The sequence below is a fragment of the Kitasatospora sp. NPDC032150 genome, assembly GCF_055579945.1.
The window spans coordinates 60,227-80,003 of record NZ_JBVIMH010000012.1 but is presented as its reverse complement, the minus strand read 5'-3'; the positions used below and the strand labels follow the sequence as shown (position 1 = coordinate 80,003).

General features: G+C 72.7%; 21 protein-coding genes. 11 read left to right on the top strand and 10 right to left on the bottom strand.

Translation table 11 applies throughout. From position 1 onward, the window contains the following. The first annotated feature begins 18 nt into the window (after positions 1-18). Positions 19-459, top strand: coding sequence for a MarR family winged helix-turn-helix transcriptional regulator (locus tag ACZ5ON_RS16350; RefSeq protein WP_465592021.1), 441 nt, complete (start codon positions 19-21; stop codon positions 457-459). A 66-nt stretch (positions 460-525) separates the two neighbouring features. Here ACZ5ON_RS16350 and ACZ5ON_RS16345 read toward each other — a convergent pair whose 3' ends face one another. Then, a complete protein-coding gene (locus tag ACZ5ON_RS16345) occupies positions 526-1,551 on the bottom strand; it encodes a zinc-binding alcohol dehydrogenase family protein (RefSeq protein WP_465592018.1) in 1,026 nt (341 codons plus the stop codon). Positions 1,552-1,665: 114 nt separating this feature from the next. Then, the gene (locus ACZ5ON_RS16340) at positions 1,666-2,139 is read right to left on the bottom strand and encodes a hypothetical protein (RefSeq protein WP_465592015.1); all 474 of its coding nucleotides are present in this window, start codon (positions 2,137-2,139) and stop codon (positions 1,666-1,668) included. 497 nt (positions 2,140-2,636) lie between these two features. Here ACZ5ON_RS16340 and cbiE point away from each other — a divergent pair, with 497 nt between their 5' ends. Continuing rightward, positions 2,637-3,977, top strand: a complete 1,341-nt coding sequence (gene cbiE, locus ACZ5ON_RS16335; protein WP_465592012.1) for a precorrin-6y C5,15-methyltransferase (decarboxylating) subunit CbiE — start codon at positions 2,637-2,639, stop codon at positions 3,975-3,977. Next, a complete protein-coding gene (gene cobM / locus ACZ5ON_RS16330) occupies positions 3,974-4,735 on the top strand; it encodes a precorrin-4 C(11)-methyltransferase (RefSeq protein WP_465592009.1) in 762 nt (253 codons plus the stop codon). Before cbiE ends, cobM begins: the two co-directional genes overlap by 4 nt. A 244-nt stretch (positions 4,736-4,979) precedes the next feature. Here cobM and ACZ5ON_RS16325 read toward each other — a convergent pair whose 3' ends face one another. After that, entirely contained in the window at positions 4,980-5,108 is a 129-nt protein-coding gene (locus ACZ5ON_RS16325; protein ID WP_465592006.1) for a hypothetical protein, read from the bottom strand. Positions 5,109-5,209: 101 nt separating this feature from the next. Between ACZ5ON_RS16325 and ACZ5ON_RS16320 the strand changes: the two genes are divergently transcribed. The 3 genes from ACZ5ON_RS16320 to ACZ5ON_RS16310 all read left to right on the top strand — a co-directional run bounded on the left by ACZ5ON_RS16320 (position 5,210) and on the right by ACZ5ON_RS16310 (position 7,338). Then, positions 5,210-5,581 (top strand): YciI family protein, encoded by a 372-nt coding sequence (locus ACZ5ON_RS16320; RefSeq protein WP_465592003.1) that lies wholly within the window; start codon positions 5,210-5,212, stop codon positions 5,579-5,581. Next, positions 5,578-6,789 (top strand): RNA polymerase sigma factor, encoded by a 1,212-nt coding sequence (locus ACZ5ON_RS16315; RefSeq protein ID WP_465592000.1) that lies wholly within the window; start codon positions 5,578-5,580, stop codon positions 6,787-6,789. The genes ACZ5ON_RS16320 and ACZ5ON_RS16315 overlap by 4 nt, the downstream gene beginning before the upstream one ends. Before the next feature lie 168 nt (positions 6,790-6,957). Continuing rightward, positions 6,958-7,338, top strand: coding sequence for a hypothetical protein (locus tag ACZ5ON_RS16310; RefSeq protein ID WP_465591997.1), 381 nt, complete (start codon positions 6,958-6,960; stop codon positions 7,336-7,338). Between the two features lie 60 nt (positions 7,339-7,398). Here ACZ5ON_RS16310 and ACZ5ON_RS16305 read toward each other — a convergent pair whose 3' ends face one another. Next, positions 7,399-8,724: a helix-turn-helix transcriptional regulator gene (locus tag ACZ5ON_RS16305; protein WP_465591994.1), complete on the bottom strand. Its 1,326-nt coding sequence runs from the start codon at positions 8,722-8,724 to the stop codon at positions 7,399-7,401. Positions 8,725-8,879: 155 nt separating this feature from the next. Here ACZ5ON_RS16305 and ACZ5ON_RS16300 point away from each other — a divergent pair, with 155 nt between their 5' ends. The 3 genes from ACZ5ON_RS16300 to ACZ5ON_RS16290 are packed head-to-tail and all read left to right on the top strand — an operon-like array spanning position 8,880 to position 11,553. Next, the gene (locus ACZ5ON_RS16300; RefSeq protein ID WP_465591991.1) at positions 8,880-9,872 is read left to right on the top strand and encodes a Gfo/Idh/MocA family protein; all 993 of its coding nucleotides are present in this window, start codon (positions 8,880-8,882) and stop codon (positions 9,870-9,872) included. Next, a complete protein-coding gene (locus tag ACZ5ON_RS16295) occupies positions 9,869-11,122 on the top strand; it encodes a DegT/DnrJ/EryC1/StrS family aminotransferase (protein ID WP_465591988.1) in 1,254 nt (417 codons plus the stop codon). Before ACZ5ON_RS16300 ends, ACZ5ON_RS16295 begins: the two co-directional genes overlap by 4 nt. Then, on the top strand, positions 11,119-11,553 hold the full coding sequence (locus tag ACZ5ON_RS16290) for an NUDIX hydrolase (RefSeq protein WP_465591985.1): 435 nt from the start codon (positions 11,119-11,121) through the stop codon (positions 11,551-11,553). The genes ACZ5ON_RS16295 and ACZ5ON_RS16290 overlap by 4 nt, the downstream gene beginning before the upstream one ends. 234 nt (positions 11,554-11,787) lie before the next feature. Here the strand turns inward: ACZ5ON_RS16290 and ACZ5ON_RS16285 are convergent, their stop codons facing one another. Both ACZ5ON_RS16285 and ACZ5ON_RS16280 read right to left on the bottom strand, forming a co-directional pair. Then, the gene (locus ACZ5ON_RS16285) at positions 11,788-12,567 is read right to left on the bottom strand and encodes a phosphotransferase (protein WP_465591982.1); all 780 of its coding nucleotides are present in this window, start codon (positions 12,565-12,567) and stop codon (positions 11,788-11,790) included. A gap of 171 nt (positions 12,568-12,738) precedes the next feature. Next, positions 12,739-13,884, bottom strand: a complete 1,146-nt coding sequence (locus tag ACZ5ON_RS16280; protein ID WP_465591979.1) for a cobalt-precorrin-5B (C(1))-methyltransferase — start codon at positions 13,882-13,884, stop codon at positions 12,739-12,741. Positions 13,885-13,904: 20 nt separating this feature from the next. Between ACZ5ON_RS16280 and ACZ5ON_RS16275 the strand changes: the two genes are divergently transcribed. Both ACZ5ON_RS16275 and ACZ5ON_RS16270 read left to right on the top strand, forming a co-directional pair. Further along, positions 13,905-14,654: a cobalt-precorrin-6A reductase gene (locus tag ACZ5ON_RS16275; RefSeq protein ID WP_465591976.1), complete on the top strand. Its 750-nt coding sequence runs from the start codon at positions 13,905-13,907 to the stop codon at positions 14,652-14,654. A gap of 98 nt (positions 14,655-14,752) precedes the next feature. Continuing rightward, positions 14,753-15,160, top strand: coding sequence for a DUF3224 domain-containing protein (locus ACZ5ON_RS16270; RefSeq protein WP_465591973.1), 408 nt, complete (start codon positions 14,753-14,755; stop codon positions 15,158-15,160). Between the two features lie 69 nt (positions 15,161-15,229). Here the strand turns inward: ACZ5ON_RS16270 and ACZ5ON_RS16265 are convergent, their stop codons facing one another. The 4 genes from ACZ5ON_RS16265 to ACZ5ON_RS16250 form a co-directional block, all read right to left on the bottom strand. Then, on the bottom strand, positions 15,230-16,135 hold the full coding sequence (locus ACZ5ON_RS16265) for a S41 family peptidase (RefSeq protein ID WP_465591970.1): 906 nt from the start codon (positions 16,133-16,135) through the stop codon (positions 15,230-15,232). A gap of 161 nt (positions 16,136-16,296) precedes the next feature. Continuing rightward, entirely contained in the window at positions 16,297-17,853 is a 1,557-nt protein-coding gene (locus tag ACZ5ON_RS16260) for a precorrin-2 C(20)-methyltransferase (RefSeq protein ID WP_465591967.1), read from the bottom strand. Further along, positions 17,850-18,476: a precorrin-8X methylmutase gene (locus ACZ5ON_RS16255; RefSeq protein WP_465591964.1), complete on the bottom strand. Its 627-nt coding sequence runs from the start codon at positions 18,474-18,476 to the stop codon at positions 17,850-17,852. The genes ACZ5ON_RS16260 and ACZ5ON_RS16255 overlap by 4 nt, the downstream gene beginning before the upstream one ends. Beyond that, on the bottom strand, positions 18,473-19,714 hold the full coding sequence (locus tag ACZ5ON_RS16250) for a cobalamin biosynthesis protein CobG (protein ID WP_465591961.1): 1,242 nt from the start codon (positions 19,712-19,714) through the stop codon (positions 18,473-18,475). Before ACZ5ON_RS16250 ends, ACZ5ON_RS16255 begins: the two co-directional genes overlap by 4 nt. Positions 19,715-19,777: the final 63 nt, after the last annotated feature.

Sequence of the window (19,777 nt, the reverse complement as noted above, 5' to 3'; positions counted from 1 at the left end):
TGGATGTACTATACAACCGTGAACGAGAAATTCCAGTCCTCCTCCCGCGAGGAATCCCTCCGGTCGATCCAGCGCGAGCTCACCGCCTTCGCCCGGCGCGCCCGCAGCCGGGCCGCGGAGCTGCACCCCGAGCTGTCCCTGGTCGCCTTCAGCATGCTCGACCTGATGACCGAGCGCGGCGGCTGCCGGGGTGCCGATCTGGCGGCGTACTTCATGCTCGACAAGTCGACGGTCAGCCGCCAGGTCGGCGCCCTGGAGAAGCTCGGTTACCTGGTCCGCGAGACCGACCCCGAGGACCACCGCGGCCAGATCCTGCGCCCCTCCCCCACCGGCCTGGAGGCCGTGCACGTGGCCTACGAGCGCCGCCGCGCCGCCTTCTTCGACCGCCTCGCCGACTGGGACGACGCGGACATCGCCCAGTTCGCCGCCTACCTGGAACGCTACAACTCCGCGTTCTGACCGGCCCGGCCGCCGTTCGAGCGCGGCAACTCGGCCATCCGACCCGCCCCGGCGGCCGTTCGAGCGTCACGACCCGCGACCCGCCCCGGCCCGGCCGTCGTTCAGCAGCACCGCCGCACCCGTGAACCGGCCGGCCGCCAGGTCCTCGAGCGCCTCGGCCGCCTCGGCCATGGCGTACCGCTGGATGTGCACCACCGGCGGGTGGGCAGCCACCTCCGCCAGATACGACCGGCCGTCCGCCCTGGTGTTGGCGGTGACGCTGCGCACCGTCCGCTCCTGGAACAGGTGCCGCCGGTAGTTGAGCGCGGGTACGTCCGTGAGGTGGATCCCGGCGATCGACAGGGTCCCGCCCCGGCCCAGCGCCTCCAGCGCGACCGGCACCAGCGCCCCGACCGGCGCGAACAGGATCGCCGAGTCCAGCGGCTCGGGCGAGCCCGCGTACGCCTCCTGCGCCGACGCCGCGCCGAGCTCCAACGCCAGCCGCCGCGCCTCCTCGCCCCGGGTGAAGACGTGGAGCTTCGCGCCCCGGGCCAGCGCGAGCTGCGCGGTCAGATGCGCGGAGGCACCGAAGCCGTAGATGCCGAGCCGTCCCCCGGGCGGCAGTTCGGCCCGCTCCAGCGCGCGGTACCCGATGATGCCGGCGCAGAGCAGCGGCGCGAACTCCTCGTCCGGGAGACCGGGCGGCAGGCGGTAGACGTAACGGCTGTCGGCCACCGTGAGACCGGCGTACCCGCCGTGCAGGTCCCAGCCGGTGTACCGGGAGTGCGGGCACAGGTTCTCCCGCCCGGTGCGGCAGAACCGGCACAACCCGCAGGTCCGCGCCAGCCAGGCGACCCCGACCCGGTCCCCCGGCACCACCCCCGTGACCCGGGGCCCGGCCCGGACCACTCGGCCGACGATCTCATGGCCCGGCGTGCACTCCGGCAGGTGCGTCGGCAGGTCCCACTCGACCAGGTGGAGGTCGGTCCGGCACACCCCGCACACCGAGACCTCCACCACCACTCCGTACGGCCCCGGCTCCGGCACCTCGCGTGCCACCCACCGCAGCCCCCGGTCCACCACCCATGCCCCCGTCCGACCCGCGCCGCTCATCGACCGCACCTCCCGCTCGACGGCCCCGCACCTCTGTCATACCGCTCCCGGATCCGTCGTACCGCTCCCGGATCCGGCCTACCGCTTCCCGATCCGTCGCAAGCGGGAAGCGGTTCAGCGCACGGTGACGCGGACGGTCTTGGTGGCCAGGACGCAGCGCTCTCCCGGCTCCTGCGGCCGTTCGCAGGCCACGGTGTCGCGATAGGTCCAGGTCAGCGTGGTGGTGCCGGCACCGACTGCGGCATGGGCGGTGGTGACCTGCGCGGGACAGCCGGCCGCTGGCGGCGGGCCGGAGCAGGTGCTCCTGGCCACCTCGGCGCCGTTGTGGATGACGTGCGCGTCGCCCGGGCCGGTGAAGTACCAGGCGTGCGAAACCGCCCCGCGCGTCTCCGAGACCGTGAAGACCTGCCCGACGGAGAGTTCCACCTCGCTCTCCGGAAACACCGCCCGGTGGTCCGCGACCTGGGCCTCGGGCAGGTTGACGACGATCGCCGGCCGGTGCGCGGAGGACGAGCCACAGGCCGTTGCCGCCAGCAGGAGCACGGCAGCGGCCGCCATGGCCGTCGCGTTCCGGGTCAGGCCGCTCATCGCGCTCTCCGTCGCGGCCGGAGCCCGCCCGCCACGTCGGCGGCCCGGCGGGCGGACGGCTCCCCGGGGCCGGATCCCGGCGGATTCCGGAGCCCGCCGGCCGCCGGGTCCGGCCCGTGACCGGCCTGGTCGAGGTGCCGGCCACGGGCCCTTGAGGCCGGACGGTCCATGGTGAAATCCGCCATCGGTGCTCCCCCGGATGTTCATGATCTCGCGCAAACCCCTGAACAGACGTCGGAGCGGTGCACCCGGTTCCACCCGGGGGCGCCGATCGCACGCGGGGCGACGCCGCGTCCCGGACGCCGGGCCGGACCCGGACGACCGACGGGAACGACTGTCCCCGCAGCGTCCGCCCGGCCCACCCGGCCCGGACGCGGCGGCCGGATCCCGATGATCCGGGTGCCCGCGAGCGGGCCGGACCGGCCCCGGTAGGCTGCGGGCTGCCCGTGCGACCTGCGCGGACCGCCGAGCCGGACCAACACCAGAGGAGCAGTCCGTTGGCCACCGCCACGCCCCCCGTGCCGCCCGGACCGACGGATCCCACCGACCCGGCGGACCCCGCGGACCCGGCGGGCGGCGACCAGCCGGTGACCGTGGTCGGGATCGGCGCGGACGGCTGGGCCGGGCTGGCCGAGCCGGCCCGTGCGGCACTGCTCACGGCGGACACCGTGATCGGCGGCCCGCGCCAGCTGGACCTGCTCCCGGCCGAGGTCACCGCTGTCCGACTGCCCTGGCCCTCGCCGCTGCGTCCGGCCGTCCCCGGACTGCTCGCCGAGCACTCGAAGCGGCGCCTCGCGGTACTGGCCAGCGGCGATCCGATGTTCTACGGCATCGGCCGCGCCCTCGCCGAGACGGTCGGCCCCGAGCGCCTGCGGGTACTGCCGCACCCCTCCTCCGTCTCGTACGCCTGTGCCCGGCTCGGCTGGCCGCTGGAGGACACCGAGGTGGTCAGCCTGGTCGGGCGGCCGCTGGACTCGCTCGGCCTCGCCCTGCACCCGGGCCGCCGTCTGCTGGTGCTCAGCGCGGACGCGAGCACGCCCGCCGCCGTCGCCGCGCTGCTCACCGAACGCGGCTACGGCCCCAGCCGGTTGCGCGTGCTGGAGCAGCTGGGCGGGCCGCAGGAACGGCAGTTGGACGGTCACGCCGAGGACTGGCCGCACCGGCCGGGCGCCGCGCTCAACCTGATCGCCGTCGAGTGCACGCCGATGCCCGGCGCCCCCCGCGGTTCGCTGGTACCCGGGCTGCCGGACGACGCGTACGAGTCGGACGGACAGTTGACGAAGCGTCACATCAGGGCGGCGACCCTGGCCTCGCTCGCTCCGCTGCCGGGTGAGTTGCTGTGGGACGTCGGCGGCGGGTCGGGCAGTATCGCGATCGAGTGGCTGCGCGCGCACCGGTCCTGCCGGGCCGTCAGCGTGGAGCGCGACCCGGTGCGGGCGGAGCGGATCGCCCGCAACGCGGCCGCGCTCGGGGTGCCCTGGCTCAGGGTGGTGACCGGCCGCGCACCCGAGGCGCTGGACCGACTTCCCACCCCCGACGCGGTGTTCATCGGCGGCGGGCTCACCGCGCCCGGTCTGCTGGACGCCTGCTGGAACGCGCTGCCGCCGGGCGGACGGCTGGTCGCCAACACCGTCACGCTGGAGTCGGAGGCCCTGCTGACCGACTGGTACCGCAGGCACGGCGGCGAGCTGCTGCGACTGGCGGTCGCCCACGCCGTACCGGTCGGCACCTTCACCGGCTGGCGGCAGGCGATGCCGGTGACGCAGTGGTCGGTGGTCAAGCCCGCCGCGGAACGGCCCGACACCCACCCCGAGAAGCAGGGAGAGCAGACGCCATGACCGTCCACTTCATCGGAGCCGGTCCCGGCGCCGCCGACCTGATCACCCTGCGCGGCCAGCGGATCCTCGCCGCCAGCGGGGTGTGCCTGTACGCGGGCAGCCTGGTGCCGCGCGAACTGCTCGCCGAATGCCCGTCGGACGCCCGGCTGGTCGACACCGCCAACCTGAACCTGGACCAGATCATCGCCGAGATGGTCCGCGCCCACGAGGAGGGCCTGGACGTGGCCCGGCTGCACTCGGGCGACCCCTCGGTGTTCAGCGCGGTGGCCGAACAGATGCGGCGCCTGGACGCGGCGGGCATCCCGTACGAAGTCGTGCCCGGCGTACCGGCGTTCGCGGCCGCCGCGGCCGCCCTCAAGCGCGAACTGACGGTACCGACGGTCGGCCAGACGGTGATCCTCACCCGGGTCGCCCGGCAGGCCACCCCGATGCCGGAGGGCGAGGACCTCGCCACCCTCGGCCGCAGCGGCGCCCTGCTGGTGCTGCACCTGGCGGCGCGGTACGTGGACGGCGTGGTGGACGAGCTGCTGCCGCACTACGGCGCCGACTGCCCGGCAGCGGTGGTGGCCATGGCCAGCCGCCCGGAGGAACTGGTGCTCCGCGGCACCCTCGGCGACATCGCCGCCCAGGTCAAGGCGGCCGGAGTCCTGCGCACCGCCGTCATCCTGGTCGGCCGCACCCTCGGCGCGGAGCAGTTCCGCGACAGCCACCTCTACTCCCCGGAGCGCGAGCGGCCGCACGAGCCCTGCGGCAACTAGGGGCTGTGGCCTCGGTCTCCTTCCCCCGCACGGGGGAGGCAGCCGCTGGCGCCAGCCTTGACGTACGCCTCCTACCGGCGACGTTGCCGAGCGGTCCCGGTAGGCGGCAGTGATCCAGCCCGGTGGCGCTGCCGCCCCCGACTCTGCGGAGGTCGGGCCCATCGTGATCTGCCACCGCGACATACCCGCCCGAACCCGACCACACGGGTACCGCTGGGGCCGCTTCGACGGGTGAGGCGGGGTGCTACGAGCGAGTCGCCTCGTACTCGGGGAGCGCGGCTCGCGGGGTGGTCCGGGTCGCCGGGCGCATGGCCGGGACCAGTACGGCCAGGGCGCAGAAGACGACCGCGGCGATGACGCCGTTTCTCGCCACCCGGGCCGGTTTCCGGGCGGGGGACGTCAAGACGACGGTGGCGGCTCCGACCAACCGGTCGAAGGGCCCGCCCCGGGCTCTCGAACCACGAGGAGTGCGAGATGAAGTTCCTGATCGGTCTGCACATCAACCCTGCCGTGATGGACGCGCTGACCGACGAGGAGAAGGCGGCGATCGGCAGCGGCCACGGCAGGTTCATCGAGGCGCTGAAGGCGTCCGGCGAGCTGATCACCACGCAGGCGCTGGTCGACCCGTCGCAGGCCGCCGTGGTGTCCGTGCGAGGCGGCCAGCCGGTGGTGACCGACGGCCCCTTCCTGGAGTCCAAGGAGTACCTGGGCGGCTTCTACCTGGTCGACTGCGAGAACAAGGAGCGGGCGATCGAGCTGGCAACGCAGATCCCGGACACCGCGATCGAGGGTCTGGGGGTCGAGGTGCGGCAGGTGATGTTCGCTGACGGACAGTTGGAGGCATGACAGCACCGGACTTCGAGGACCTGCTGCGTGAGCTCACGCCGCAGGTCCTCGGCACGCTGGTTCGCCGGTACGGCCGGTTCGAAGGCTGTGAGGACGCCGTACAGGAGGCCGTCCTGGCCGCCACCGTGCAGTGGCCGGCCGAGGGGGTGCCGAACAACCCGCGCGGCTGGCTGGTGACCGTCGCGTCCCGGCGGCTCATCGACCAGATGCGCAGCGACCACGCCCGCCGCGAGCGGGAGGCGGCGACGGCCACCGAGGTGGTGCCCGAGGACGTACCGGACACCGACGACACGCTCGTCCTGCTGTTCCTGTGCTGCCATCCGACGCTGACCGCGGCCTCCCAGACCGCCCTGACGCTGCGGGCGGTCGGCGGCCTGACCACGGCCGAGATCGCCCGCGCGTTCCTGGTGCCGGAGGCCACGATGGCGGCCAGGATCAGCCGGGCCAAGCAGCGCATCAAGGCCGCCGGCAGCTCGTTCGGCCTGCCGGACGGCGCGGAGCGCGAGGAGCGGCTGCGGGTCGTCCTGCACGTGCTCTACCTGATCTTCAACGAGGGCTACACCGCTTCCTCGGGCAACGAACTGCACCGCGCCGACCTCGCGCACGAGGCGATCCGGCTGGCCAGGATGGTGCACGCGCAGCTGCCCGAGGACGGCGAGGTGACCGGGCTGCTCGCGCTGATGCTGCTGACCCACGCCCGCCGCGAGGCGCGCACGACGGCGGCCGGCGACCTGGTGCCACTGGACGAGCAGGACCGTACGAGGTGGGACCGCGCTCTGATCGACGAGGGCACCGGACTCGTCAAGACATCACTGGCCGGCCCGACGCTCGGGCCCTACCAGCTGCAGGCCGCCATCGCCGCCACACACTCCGACGCGGCCATGCCCGAGGAGACCAACTGGCCGCAGGTGCACGCCCTCTACCTGGTACTGGAACGGATCGCCCCCAACCCGATGGTCACCCTCAACCGGGCGATCGCGCTCGCCGAGACCGAGGGCCCGCCGGCCGGACTGGCCCTGCTCTCCACCTTGGACGGCGACGAGCGAATGGCCGGCCATCACCGGCTGCTGTCCGTACGGGCACACCTACTGGAGAAGACCGGCGACACGGCCGGGGCGTACGAGCACTACCGGCGCGCCGCGAAGTCCACCGCCAGCATCGCCGAGCAGCGCTACCTGGAGTCCCGGGCGAGCCGGGTGAGGCCATAGGAAGCAATCGGCTGGCCACGCCCGGGCGATCGTGGACCGGCGGGTCGCGGTGGCCGCCGACTTGACGGAGCACATGCCCGGGCAGACCTGGCCGAGCTGCAAAAGTCGGCCCGTACGTGGAGTCGCCGCGGCGAGCTTCCGCCCGGTGGCAAGACGGACATCAAGACCTTGGCCGCCGAGGCCGGGGGGACCCGCACCGGCTTCCACCCGAAGAAGAATCGCGACGGCACCACCCGGCCCGGCCCCTACCAGCACCTCGCCGAGGAGTTCGAACGGCGCCTGAAGGCACTCCAGGACGCCGGCGAGGTCGTCGACCCGAGGGAGGGCCAGATCGCCGGCCTGAAGGCCGACAACGCCGACCTACGAGAGCGCGTCACCCGGCGGGACGAGCGGATCGCGGAGCTGGTGGAGTTCCAGACCCTCGCCCTATCCCGCCTCGCAGCCCAGCACGACGAGATCAAGTGTCTCCGCCAGGCGCGCGCCCACCTAAAGGACATCACGTCCCTCCCGGTCAGGGCGCGCGTCGATCCCAACCGGTCGGACCGGTAACGGACGGCAAAGAGCAACGAGCCCCGTCAACGGACCAGGGCTTCCGCCCGTCCGCCCTGTTCAGTCGACCCGGAGGCGGTCCATGAGGTCGCTGACGCCGTCGACCTGCCGGTAGGGCCTGAAACCCGGAGCGAGTTCGCGCACCAGGGTGACGCACCGTTCGGCGCCGATCCGGGTGGCGAGGTCGAGGGACTGGTTCGCGACGGCGACGGCTTGTTCGACCTCGCAGGCCTTCAGCAAGCTGCGGGCCTCGTAGGTCAGGAAGATCCCGCGGGTCTTGTCGCGGGAGCGCGGCAGCAGGCTCATGCCCTCGTCGATGCGGGCATGCGCTTCGTCGGTGCGGCCGAGGTCGAGCATGCACTGGCCGGAGTCGACGGCCAGGTCCGCCGTGCTCATCCACCGGCACCAGGCCGGTGCCGGGTCGGGGCTGTCGGTCAGCAGGGCGACCTCCGCGGCGGCCAGGTCGCGGTGGCAGCCGGCGGTGGCACCGAGGGCGGCGTGCGCACGGGCCCGGCGGAGGTGAAGCAGGGAACGGGCGGTGGGGTGCTGGGTGTGGATGAGGGCCTGGCTGAGCGGTTCGACGGCGGCGTCGGGCTGAGTGAGCCAGATCGACTGGTAGGCGAAGTCGGAGAGGATGCCGGCGCCGAGGTCGCGGTCGCGGGCGGCGTGCGCGTTGGTGAGGGCCGCATTCCAGAGCTTGCCCGCCGTGAAGTGGTGCCCCTGGTCGAAGCGGTGCCAGCCGCAGGTGCTGGCCAGGGAGGCGGCCAGCAGGTGAAGCCGCCGGCCGACGGGTTCGGTGTAGCGGCCTTGCTCAAGCAAGTCGGTGACCGTGTCAAGCTGGGCGACCATCAGCTTCGCGGTGTGCTGGCGCTGTTCGGTGGGCAGGGCGGTCAGCTTGGCGCTGGTGTCCTCCAACCAATCGACCAGCTCGCCGTCGACCCGCTTGCCGTTCAGGGCGGTGGTGAGCCGGTCGGGTTCGAGGGTGGCCCACTGGGTGGACAACCCGGCCAGGGCGAGCGCGCTGAAGGTCATGAAGGTGCGGCGGCGATGGTCCATTGCGGCTCTCTGTGCGTCTCGAAGTGCGTGGACGGTGAACGCCGATCCGAGCGGCACCGGCTGTTCCTGGCCTGGGAGCCAGTGAGGCCACTCGAAGACTTCCAGGTCACCGATCGGGACGTCGAAGGCTTCGGCGATCAGGAGCTGGGATTCGATGCTGGGCGTCTTCCGCCAGTTCTCCCACTTGCTGACGGCGGCCTTGTCGGTGCCGGAGCGAAGCCCCTCGGGCCTGTTCCTGGCAGCGTGGTGGATGCGGGCCGCGAGGTCGGTCTGGGACCAGCCGCGAAGCACGCGGGCATACGCGAGGGGGTGCCGGATCTGGTCGTCCACGGGGCCAATCCCATCATCGACGGTGACCGTGAGCCTACTGCGGGCGATAGCGGGACAACCTCGGGACTACAGACAGCGCCTGGATGGTGACCAAGAGTTGGGCTCTACTCGTCGTGCACCGACATGTTCCTTCACGAAGCGGAAGGAGTCCGCGCATGAAACGACGCGCTGCGGTCATCGGCCTCGGCCACCAGGCGATCGAAGACCACCTGCCCGGCCTGCTCGCATCCAGCAGGGCCGAGCTCGTCGCGATCTGCGACACCAACCCCGACATCCTGCGGCAGCGGCAGGAACAGCTCCAGGTCCCGGGATTCACCCGCGCCGGTGAGCTGCTGGACGCCGTGGCCCCGGACTTCGTGGTCGTCGCCGTCCCGCACCACGCCGGCCGGGAGGTCGTCCAGGAGTGCGCCGCCCGAGGCGTCCACGTCCTCAAGGAGAAGCCGTTCGCCACATCCGTGTGGGAGGCCCGGGATCTCGCCCAGGTGTGCCGGGCCGGGCAGGTCGAGCTGATGGTCGCCCTCCAGCGGCGCTTCAACCCGATCCACGCGAGCGTCGCCGGGATGCTGGACCAGATCGGCACCCCGTTCCTCATCGACGGCCAGTACACCTTCCACACCGACGACCCCGGCGCCGGCTGGCGCGGGGACATCCGGCAGGCCGGCGGCGGTTGCATCATCGACATGGGCTACCACCTCATCGACCTGCTGCTGTGGTACTTCGGACTGCCCACCCGGGTCATCGCCGAGTTCTCCACCATCGCCGTCCCCGGCGGCGGATACGACGCGGAGGACACCGCCGTCATCCAACTCGGCTACGAAACCGACCTGTACGGCTCGGTACTGCTGTCAAGGTGGGTGGCCCCCAAGACCGAGCGCCTTTACGTGGTCGGCACCCGCGGCTCGGTGCTGCTGACCGAGGGCCAGGTCCAGCGGCTCGACCTGCACGGCACCGTGGTGGAGGAGCTCACCCGCCCCCACGCCCCGGCCTCGGCCGCGACCGCGCAGATCGACTACTTCTGCCGGGTCCTGGACGGCGAACGGCCCAACACCTCCGGTCCCGACCAGCACCTCGCGCACGCCGCGTTCATCGCCTCCTGCTACCAGTCCAAAGCAGCGGGGCGCTACATCGACCCGAAGGAGATGCTGTGACCAGCCCCCTCGCCCTGCTCGGCGGCAAGCCCGCCGTCACCGCCCCGGGCCCGCACTTCAGCTGGCCGCCGATCGACGACACCACCCACGCCAAGGTCGCCGCCCAGCTGGAGGAGTCGATCTCCATCCCCGGCCGGTCCGGCATCGTCGCCGAGTTGGAGGACGGTCTGCAGGATTACTTCGGCGTCCGGCACGCGGTCACCACCAGCTCCGGCACCGCCGCCTTGCACGCCACCTACTGGGCCGCGAGGATCAAGCCCGGCGACGAGGTCATCGTCCCGGCCTGGACCTTCCACGCCACCGCCTCCCCGCTCTTCCACCTCCGCGCGGTGCCGGTGCTGTGCGAGACCCGGCCGGACGGCAACCTCGACCCGAACCGCATCGAGGAGCTGATCACCCCCCGCACCCGGGCCATCATGGTCACCCACCTGTGGGGCAAGCCCGCCGACATGACCGACATCGTCGCCGCCGCGAACGGCCACAACCTGGTCGTGCTGGAGGACGGCTCCCACGCCCACGGCGCCAGCATCAACGGGCAGAAGGTCGGCACCTTCGGCCTCGCCTCGGCCTTCTCCCTCAACGGCCCCAAGCCGCTGTCCGGCGGCGAAGGCGGCTTCGTCCTCACGGACGACGACGACACCTACCACCGCCTCATCACGCTCGCGCACTACAACAAGCGCGCCAAGACCGAGATCCCGGAAGGCCATCCGCTCGCGCGGTACGCGGTCACCGGGGCCGGACTCAAGCTCCGCATCCACCCCCTCGCCGCCGCCATCGCCCACGACCAGCTCGCCCGCCTCGACAACTACCTCGCCGGCCGGGCCGAGATCGCCCGCTACCTCACCAGCCAACTCGCCCGGATACCCGGCCTGGAGGTCACCGAGATGCCCGACGGGGTGATCCCGTCCTGGTACGGGCTGACGCTCACCTGCCGGCCCGACGAGCTCAACGGCCTGCCGATCGAGCGCTTCCACCAGGCGCTGATCGCCGAGGGCGCCACCGAGTTCGACCGGCCCGGCTCCACCTGCCCCATGAACCAGCTCCCGCTGTACCAGCAGCCCAGCACGCTCTTTCCCGGCCACCCACACTCCCACCGCCGCTACAAGCCCGGGGACTTCCCCGTCGCCGAGCACGCCCACGCCCACACGATCAAGCTCCCGGTCTGGCATCGTGAGCAGGATCTGGAAGTGGCCGAGCAGTACGTCCGTGCGGCCACCAAGATCAGCGACCATCACAAGGAGCTGCAGTGACCGTCACCTCCCCCGAGTTCGTGGCCGGCCTGGCCGTCGACGCCGAAGCCTCCGGCATCACCGGCTTCGTCGCCGCCGCCGTGATCAACCACGACGACCGGGTCCTGCTCGTACGGCGCAACCCCGACGACTACATGGGCGGGATGTGGGAGATCCCCTCCGGAACAGTCGAAGCCGGCGAGACCATCCTGGACGCCCTCCACCGGGAGACCGCCGAGGAAACCGGCCTGACCATCGACCAGGTCACGAGCTACGTCGGGCACTTCGACTACCAGAACAGCCGCGGCGGCACGACCCGCCAGTTCAACTTCGCCGTCACCGTGGAGAAGACCGAACCGGTCGTCCTCACCGAACACGACGCCCACCAGTGGGCACTCCCCACCGAGCTCCCCGAAGTCAGCGACGCAGTCCGCAACCTGATCGCCCCCTGATGCAGAGCCGCCCCCGGCGGCTCTGCAGCGCGGCCCGCCTCTCGAAGCATCGAGAGACGGGCCGTAGTCAACCGGCACGAGTAGGTTTCGCAGGGGCCCCGCCAGGGGTTCAACGGGGGTGTCTGCCTGGGCGAACCTTCGGCGCCTGGGGCGAGTCCCGATGCTCCGGTCGAGGACTGCGCTGCCGTGGCGGCCCAGAATCGTCCCGGTCGGGGGCAACTGTGACGGGCGTGCTCAGCCGCCGAAACCACCGAGGAGAGCCGTGCGTTCCGATCGGAGCCAGGATTGCTCGGCCAGCATCTCGGCCACATCGCCGCGGGCGAGAAACATCGCCCACGGCTCGTCGCCGCGCCGGCCGAGCCGTTCGATGCGCGCGGCTTCGCGGGACTGGACGGAATCCAGTGCATCGAGAACTGCTGCCGGGCATGCCCCGTAGGCGGTGCAAAGGGCATCGAAACGACTTTGCAGGATGTGCTCACCCGCGATCGATGCTCTCCGCTGCTGCTCGATGGGACGCAGGGGCACGGCGTACCAGGCGAGCTGCGCGAGATCGTCGAGCGCATGGCCGGGCGCTGCGAAGTCCCAGTCGATGAAACCGGCCAGTCGGTCGCCGTTCCAGACGGAGTTCCACGGGCCGAGGTCGCCGTGCCGAATGACCATGCCGGGCCTCCATTCCTCCTCCTGGCCCTGCCATCGTGCGCCGGGCGGCGGCTGGAAGTCCCGGACAGCGTCGTGGTACTCGCGCAACCAGCGCCCCAGCTCGCTGATCCCGACGGTCGACCGCAGAGCCGACGGCCAGGGCGCAAAGGCGGGTTCGCCATGCAGCAGCGACAGCACCTCATCAGTGCCGTCGGTGCCGAGGGCTCGCGGAGCCCGCGTGAAACCCACCGCTTCCAGGTGGGTCAACAAGGCGTGCACCGCAGGCGTCCACTCACCGACCGGCCGGCGGATCGTCTCGCCGATCCGCCGCACCGTGGTCACACTGCCCCTGTCAGTGGCGCCGTCTTCGATCATCAGGTCAGCGTAGCCCTGCCGCCCACGTCAGTGTCCTGAATATCGACGCGCGGGACGGTCGGCGCGACGCGCCCAACATAAGCAGCGCCCCGACCAGTTGGAACGGCCTCGACACCGGCCACGGCATCCCGTTCACCAAACAGAACGTCTCACAGCGGCGCTCTCCGCCTCCTACCGGCCCCCCGGGCCCGCCGGTGCGGCCCGGCCGACGATGGTGCCGGCGCGGTCGATGCAGATGACGTCGACGGCGACCGGTGAGCCGGTCAGGACGCCGAGGGCGGTGGTGCGGGCGGCCTCGGCGACCAGGTCGCCGAGCGGGACGCCGGCGGCCGAGCAGAGCTGGACGGCTTCGAGGCCGGTGTTGGCGGCAGCGACGGCGGCGGTCAGCGCCGGGTCCGCGCCGCCTCGCTGGGCCAGTTCGGCCAGGTAGCCCTTGTCGACCTGGGAGCGGGCCGAGTGCAGGTCGAGGTGGCCGGCGGCGAGTTTGGAGAGTTTGGCGAAGCCTCCGGCGACCGTCAGTCTGGGGACGGGGTGGCGCTTGAGGTACTTGAGCACCGCCCCGGCGAAGTCGCCCATGTCGAGCAGGGCGTCCTCGGGCAGCTGGTGCACGGCCACGGCGACCCGCTCGGAGGTCGATCCGGTGCACCCGGCGACATGGGCGCGCCCGGCGGCGCGGGCGACGTCCACCCCGCGCCGGATGGAGTCGATCCAGGCGGAGCAGGAGTAGGGCACCACGATGCCGGTGGTACCGAGGATGGACAGGCCGCCGAGGATGCCGAGCCGGGGGTTCCAGGTGGAGCGGGCGATCTCCTCGCCGTTGTCGACGGAGATCTCCACCTCCACGTCCCCGCTGCCGCCGTACCGGGCGGTGATCTCGGCGACGGTGTCCCGCATCATCTGCCGGGGCACGGGGTTGATCGCGGGTTCGCCGACGGGCAGCGGCAGTCCGGCCTTGGTCACGGTGCCGACGCCCGGTCCGGCCCGGAACACCACCCCGCTGCCGGGCGGCGCGGGCCGGACGGTGGAGCGGATCAGCGCGCCATGGGTGACGTCCGGGTCGTCCCCCGCGTCCTTCACCACCCCGGCCATCGCCTGGACGCGGACACCCTCATGACGCTCAGTCAGTTTCTCGTCCGCGAGGGAGAAGGCCGGCTGCTGGCCCTTGGGCAGCGTGATCGTCACCGGGTCGGGGAAGTCCCCGGTCAGCAGTGCCGTGTACGCTGCGGCGGTCGCCGCCGTCGCGCACGCGCCCGTCGTCCACCCGTGCCGCAGCCCGCTGCTCTTCAGCTGTGCGGCCCGGCCTCCCGTCTCAGCCACGTACGTCCCCTGGAGTTCCCATGTCTGTGCGGCACGTCCTGATCCTCGGCGGCACCACGGAGGCCCGGCGGCTGGCCGAGCGGCTGGACGCCGATCCGTCGCTGCGGGTGACCAGTTCGCTGGCGGGCCGGGTGGCCGAGCCCCGGCTGCCCGCCGGGCAGGTGCGGATCGGCGGGTTCGGCGGGCCGTCCGGGCTCGCCGCCTGGCTGCGCGAGCAGCGCGTGGACGCGCTCATCGACGCCACCCATCCCTTCGCCGGAACCATCAGCCGCAATGCGGCCGAGGCAGCCGCCGAGGTACATGTTCCCCTGCTCGCCCTGCGTCGTCCCAGCTGGGTGCCGGTTACGGGGGATCGCTGGCATCCGGTGGACTCGCTGGCCGAGGCGGCCGACGCGCTGCCGGGCCTCGGCCGCCGGGTGTTCCTGACCACCGGGCGCCAGGGGCTGGCCGCCTTCGCGCACCTCGCCGACCACTTCTTCCTCGCCCGTTCGGTGGACGCCCCCGAGGCGCCGATGCCCCCGCGGACCGAAGTCCTGCTGGACCGGGGCCCGTTCACCCTGGACGGCGAACGGGCCGTCTGCCGCGAGCACCGGATCGACGTCCTGGTCACCAAGGACAGCGGCGGCGCGGCCACCGCCCCGAAACTGACGGCCGCCCGCGAACTGGGCATCCCGGTCGTGATCGTCCGCCGCCCGGAACTCCCCCGGGGCGTGCGGGCCGCGCCGGACGTCCCGGGCGCCCTCACCTGGCTGGCGGGTCTCCCGTCCTGAGCGCCCCACCACGGGGCTCAGGACGGGAGACCCGCGAACCGCCCACGCTGAGCGCCGACTTACCGCTCCGGGGCGGCCCCGGCCGATACGATCAGTTCATGAGAGCTGACGGAACGTTCACCGTAAAGAACTTCGCCCCGGCCGAGCTGGCACCGTCCCTGGCCGTGTCCACCGGAACCCCGGCGAGTGTCGCGACAATGGAGAAGCACTACGAGGGCGAGGTCGTCGGCCACTCCGCGACCCTGTTCACCGCCGCGTTCGACCATGCCGCCGGGATCGGCACCTATCTCGCGATGGAGTCGTTCAAGGGTTCGCTGCACGGCCGGGCCGGCACCTTCAACTTCGCGCATTCGGCGTCGACTTCCGGCAGCAACCGCAGCGCCGAGTTCTTCACCATCGTGCCGTCGAGCGGCACCGGCGAGCTGGCCGGCATCTCCGGCGCGGGCGGGCTGGTGGTCGAGGCCGACGGCACGCACCGGATCTGGTTCGAGTACCGGCTCAACTGAACCGCACCGAGCCCGCGACCGGGCCGTCCCGCCGGAGACCATCGCCGGCGGGACGGCCCCGAGGGGGTCCTACCCGGCGGCGATGGTACGCAGCGCGTCCTCGACGGCGACGTCCAGCGCCCGGTCGGCGGGGACGGCGATGTCCGGGATGACGCCCACGCCCTCCCAGTTGGTGCCGGTGACCGGGTTGATCGCGCGGGCGGTCGGCACGGTGACGGTGATGTGCGGGGTGACGGCGATCCGGGCGGTGGGGTGGGCACCGCCGCGGGTGGTCTCGCCGACCAGGGTGGCACGCTTGTTGGCCTGCAGGTTGTAGGCGAGTTCCTCGCCGCCGGAGAAGGTGGAAGCGCTGGTCAGTACGTAGACCGGTCGGTCGAGGTAGCGCGGGGCCGGCAGGTGGGTGGAGGTCCAGTACTGGCGGGTGGATCCGGTGGCGCGGTCGTAGACGTCGTTGAGGTGGGTCTCGCCGTCCGGGAAGAGGTAGCTGCACCACAGGGCGACGCCCTCGGGCAGGCCGCCGGAGTTCTTCCGGAGATCCAGGACCAGGGCCTCGGTTCGGGCGAGGAGCTCCATGGCGGCTGCGAAGGTGCGGGCGGCCGTGGCGGGGTCCGCGATCAGGCGCAGGTCCAGGTAGCCGATGTTGCCGTCGAGCCGCTCGACCCGCTCGACACCGAAGTTGGCCGCCACGCACCTGGCCTCGAAGCCCGCCCGGGCGACTTCCTCGGGCTCCTCCTCCATCGACTGAGGTTCCGGGTGGTGGAGCAGCCGCAGGTGCTGGTCGGGGCAGGCCTCCTGGAGGTGTGCGGTGACCGCCGCGCACAACTCGGGTGCCGCAAGACCTTCGTAGGCCCCGGCGGCGAGGTGTCCCCGGATCGTGGTCTCGATGGCGGCGGTGCGCTCGGGGAAGACGTACCCGGCGGTGATCCGGGCGAGGGCGCTGTCGAGTATCGCGGCGGTGTCGGTTCTGGTCGTCATGGGTCGGGATGCTAGCGCCCGGCCTCCGGTGATCCGACTGGTTATCAGATGCACGAACGGGCCGGGACACAGGCGAACCAGGGCAGGCCGGCGGGCATACCCGGCCCGAACGGTGTTCGGGCGGAGCGCCGGGGGACGGCCCGGCGCTCCGCCCAGGCATCTCAGGCCGACGGGTAGCGGCGCGGGGTCCAGACCACCTCGGTGCCGTCGTCCCGCCGGACCGCCCGGGTCTGCGAGGAGCCGACCAGCAGGATGGTCCGCATGTCGACCTGGGAGGGGTCGAGGTCGGCGAGCCGGACGGTCCGCACCCGCTCGGTCGGGCCGCCCACGTCGCGGGCCATCACCACGGGGGTGTCGGGGGCGCGGTGTTCCAGCAGCAGGTCGCGGGCCAGGCCGACCTGGGTGGTGCGGCTCTGCGAACCGGGGTTGTAGAGGGCGAGGACGAGGTCGGCCTCGGCGGCGGCGCGCAGCCGCCCGGCCACCGCCTCCCAGGGCTTGAGCCGGTCGGAGAGCGAGACCACCGCGTAGTCGTGGCCGAGCGGGGCGCCGGCCCGGGAGGCGGCGGCGTGCGCGGCCGTCATCCCCGGCACGATCCGCACCGGGACCGAGCGGTACGGCTCCTCGCAGGCGGCCTCCAGTACGGCGGTGGCCATCGCGAAGACGCCCGGGTCGCCGGAGGAGACCACGGCCACCCGGTGTCCGCGCCGGGCCAGGTCCAGGGCGAACTCGGCGCGCTCGGCCTCGACCTTGTTGTCCGAGCCGTGCCGCCGCTGGCCACTTCGCACCGGCACCCGGTCGAGGTAGGTGGTGTAGCCCACCAGGTCGGTGGCGGCGGCGAGTTCACCGCGCGCCTCGGGGGTCAGCCAGAGCGGCCCGGCCGGTCCGAGACCGACCACCACGACCTCGCCCGCGTCCTCGGCGGCCTTCCCGGACTCGACAGGTTGCCTGGCCTCGGCGGGCTCGGCCTCGGCGGGCGTACGCCCGATCCTGCTGGGCAGCACGGCGACCGAGAAGTACGGGACCGTCTCGGCCTCGACCTCGTCCAACGGCGCGGTGCGCTCCCCTGCCATGGTGGCCCGCTCGACGTAACGGGCCTCGGCCAGCCGGCCGGACCGCTCCAGTGCCCGCCGTACGGTCGGGAAGGTGCGGCCCAGCTTCATCACCACGGCGGAGTCGGTGGCGGCCAGACGCGCGGTCAGCTCCTCCTCGGGGAGGGTGCCGGGCAGGATGGTCAGCACCTCGTCGGCCTCGACCAGCGGCGTGCCCAGCCGTGCGGCGGCGGCGCTCACCGAGGTCACCCCGGGCACCACCTCGGTGGGGTAGCGGTGTGCCAGCCGCTTGTGCATGTGCTGGTACGAGCCGTAGAACAGCGGGTCGCCCTCGGCCAGTACGACGACGGTCCGGCCCGCGTCCAGGTGGGCGGCCAGCCGGGCGGCGGCCTCCTCGTAGAAGTCGTCCAGTGCGCCCCGGTAGCCGCCGGGGTGGTCGGTGGACTCGACCGTGACCGGGTAGACCAGTTGCTCCTCGATCTGGTCGCCGCGCAGGTAGGGCTCGGCTATCGAGCGGGCGATGGAACGGCCGTGCCGGGCGCTGTGGTAGGCCACCACGTCCGCCCGGCCGATCAGCGCGGCGGCTCTGACGGTCACCAGCTCCGGGTCGCCGGGGCCGAGGCCGACACCGTACAGCCGCCCGGTCCCGTTCTCCTGACGTGCCGTCACTCTTCCTCACTCGCAATCGCGTTGATGGCTGCCGCGGCGATCGCACTACCGCCGCGCCGGCCGCGTACCACCAGGTGCTCCAGGCCGGACGGGTGTGCGGCCAGCGCCTCCTTGGACTCGGCGGCACCGATGAAGCCGACCGGCACACCGATCACGGCGGCCGGGCGCGGCGCACCGGCCTCGACCATCTCCAGCAGCCGGAACAGCGAGGTCGGCGCGTTGCCGACGGCGACCACCGCGCCCTCCAGCCGGGGCAGCCAGAGCTCCATCGCGGCGGCGCTGCGGGTGTTGCCCGTCTTCTTGGCCAGCTCGGGCACCGAGGGGTCGGAGAGGGTGCAGATCACCTCGTTGTCGGCGGGCAGCCGCTTGCGGGTCACCCCGCTCGCGACCATCGAAACGTCGCACAGGATCGGCGCACCGGCGCGCAGCGCGGCGCGCGCGCTCGCGACCACGCCGGGCGACCAGAGCAGGTCGTCGACCAGGTCGGTCATACCGCACGCGTGGATCATCCGCACGGCGACCTGCGCCACGTCGGCGGGCAGGTGGGCCAGTTCGGCCTCGGCCCGGATGGTGGCAAAGGACTGGCGGTAGATGGCCGCGCCGTCCTTCTCGTACTCGATCACTTGGTCCTCCGGGCTTCGGCTACCGCCTCCGCCATCTGTTCCGTCGACACATCCACTGACACTCCCGACCCCGGGGCCTCGACCCCGGGACCGACGCGGGTCACCCGGTAGCCCTGCCCGGTGGCCAGGACGTCCACCCACTCCCCCGCCGGATGCCCGCAGCGCCGCTCGCAGCCGGACCAGTGCACGGGCAGTTGACCGGCACCGGCCGGGGCCCGCGCCGCGTCCAACGCCCGTGCGGCATCGGCCCGTACGTCGGCACACGACTTGACGCAGCCGGGCAGTCCGGTGCAGGCGCTGGCCCGTTCCCAGGCCGAGCCGGGGTCGGTGCGGAAGCCGGCCGCGGCCAGCTCGGGCAGCCGGTCGGCCGGCGCCCCCGGCAGGACGATCCCGCGCCAGGGGGTCAGCCGCAGCTCGCCGGCCGAGGCGGCGGCCAGCAGCCGCCACCGTGCGGCGCTCATCCGGCCGAAGCGCAGGCCCACGGAGAGTCCACCGGGCAGTGCGCCCGGGGCAGGAGTGGCGGCCGGCAGCGCGGGCAGCGGTTCGGCGCCCGGGTCGAGCAGTCCGGGTACCTCGCGCAGGTGCCAGGCCTTGGCGCCGCTGGCGCGCAGTGCGTCCAGGAACTCCTCGGCGGCGCGGACCGCGTGCTCGGCGGCACCGCCGGGCGGCACCGGGCGGGCGGTGGCGGCGCGACCGAGGCGCAGCAGGGCGCCACCGCCTGCGGTTGCGATCAATGTCACATCGGCGTCCAGTGCGGCGACGTCGCCGCGCCCGTCGTCCAGGGCGAAGAGGAACTTGCCGGAGAGGCTGGCCGCGCTCTCACTCGCGCACAGCCGCCGGTCGAGTTCCCGCACCCAGTCCTGGACATCGGCGTGGCCGAGGCCGTCCAGCCCGGCGGTCGGGGAGGCGACGATGTTGCGGACCCGCTCATGGGTCTTCGAGGGCAGCAGGCCGGCGTCGCGCAGGCGGCGGCCGAGTTCACGACCGGAGTCCGGAGGCAGGCCGCGCAGTTGGACGTTGCCGCGCGAGGTGGTCTCGAGTGCGCCGTCGCCCAGCTCCTCGGCCGCGTCGGCCAGCACGATCGCCTGACTGATCGTCAGCGATCCGCCGGGTACGCGGATCCTGGCGAGGGCGCCGTCGTCGGCGGTGTGCAGACGAAGGGCCCCCGGACAGGCGTCCGAACGCCCGCGGTCAGGCGTACCGGGGCCCGGTGCGACGGAGTCGGGTACGGGTGGCATGGCGGCGAGCATACAGATTGCCGTTCCGGATGCACCGCCCGAACAGATCACACTCCCCCAGCT

What these genes read in the sequence shown, in the direction of transcription:
- ACZ5ON_RS16345 (WP_465592018.1), bottom strand. Translation starts at nt 1,551, where the DNA reads ATGAGCGGCGCGGGTCGGACGGGGGCATGGGTGGTGGACCGGGGGCTG.
- ACZ5ON_RS16340 (WP_465592015.1), bottom strand. Translation starts at nt 2,139, where the DNA reads ATGAGCGGCCTGACCCGGAACGCGACGGCCATGGCGGCCGCTGCCGTG.
- cobM (WP_465592009.1), top strand. Translation starts at nt 3,974, where the DNA reads ATGACCGTCCACTTCATCGGAGCCGGTCCCGGCGCCGCCGACCTGATC.
- ACZ5ON_RS16320 (WP_465592003.1), top strand. Translation starts at nt 5,210, where the DNA reads ATGAAGTTCCTGATCGGTCTGCACATCAACCCTGCCGTGATGGACGCG.
- ACZ5ON_RS16315 (WP_465592000.1), top strand. Translation starts at nt 5,578, where the DNA reads ATGACAGCACCGGACTTCGAGGACCTGCTGCGTGAGCTCACGCCGCAG.
- ACZ5ON_RS16300 (WP_465591991.1), top strand. Translation starts at nt 8,880, where the DNA reads ATGAAACGACGCGCTGCGGTCATCGGCCTCGGCCACCAGGCGATCGAA.
- ACZ5ON_RS16285 (WP_465591982.1), bottom strand. Translation starts at nt 12,567, where the DNA reads ATGATCGAAGACGGCGCCACTGACAGGGGCAGTGTGACCACGGTGCGG.
- ACZ5ON_RS16275 (WP_465591976.1), top strand. Translation starts at nt 13,905, where the DNA reads ATGTCTGTGCGGCACGTCCTGATCCTCGGCGGCACCACGGAGGCCCGG.
- ACZ5ON_RS16270 (WP_465591973.1), top strand. Translation starts at nt 14,753, where the DNA reads ATGAGAGCTGACGGAACGTTCACCGTAAAGAACTTCGCCCCGGCCGAG.
- ACZ5ON_RS16265 (WP_465591970.1), bottom strand. Translation starts at nt 16,135, where the DNA reads ATGACGACCAGAACCGACACCGCCGCGATACTCGACAGCGCCCTCGCC.
- ACZ5ON_RS16250 (WP_465591961.1), bottom strand. Translation starts at nt 19,714, where the DNA reads ATGCCACCCGTACCCGACTCCGTCGCACCGGGCCCCGGTACGCCTGAC.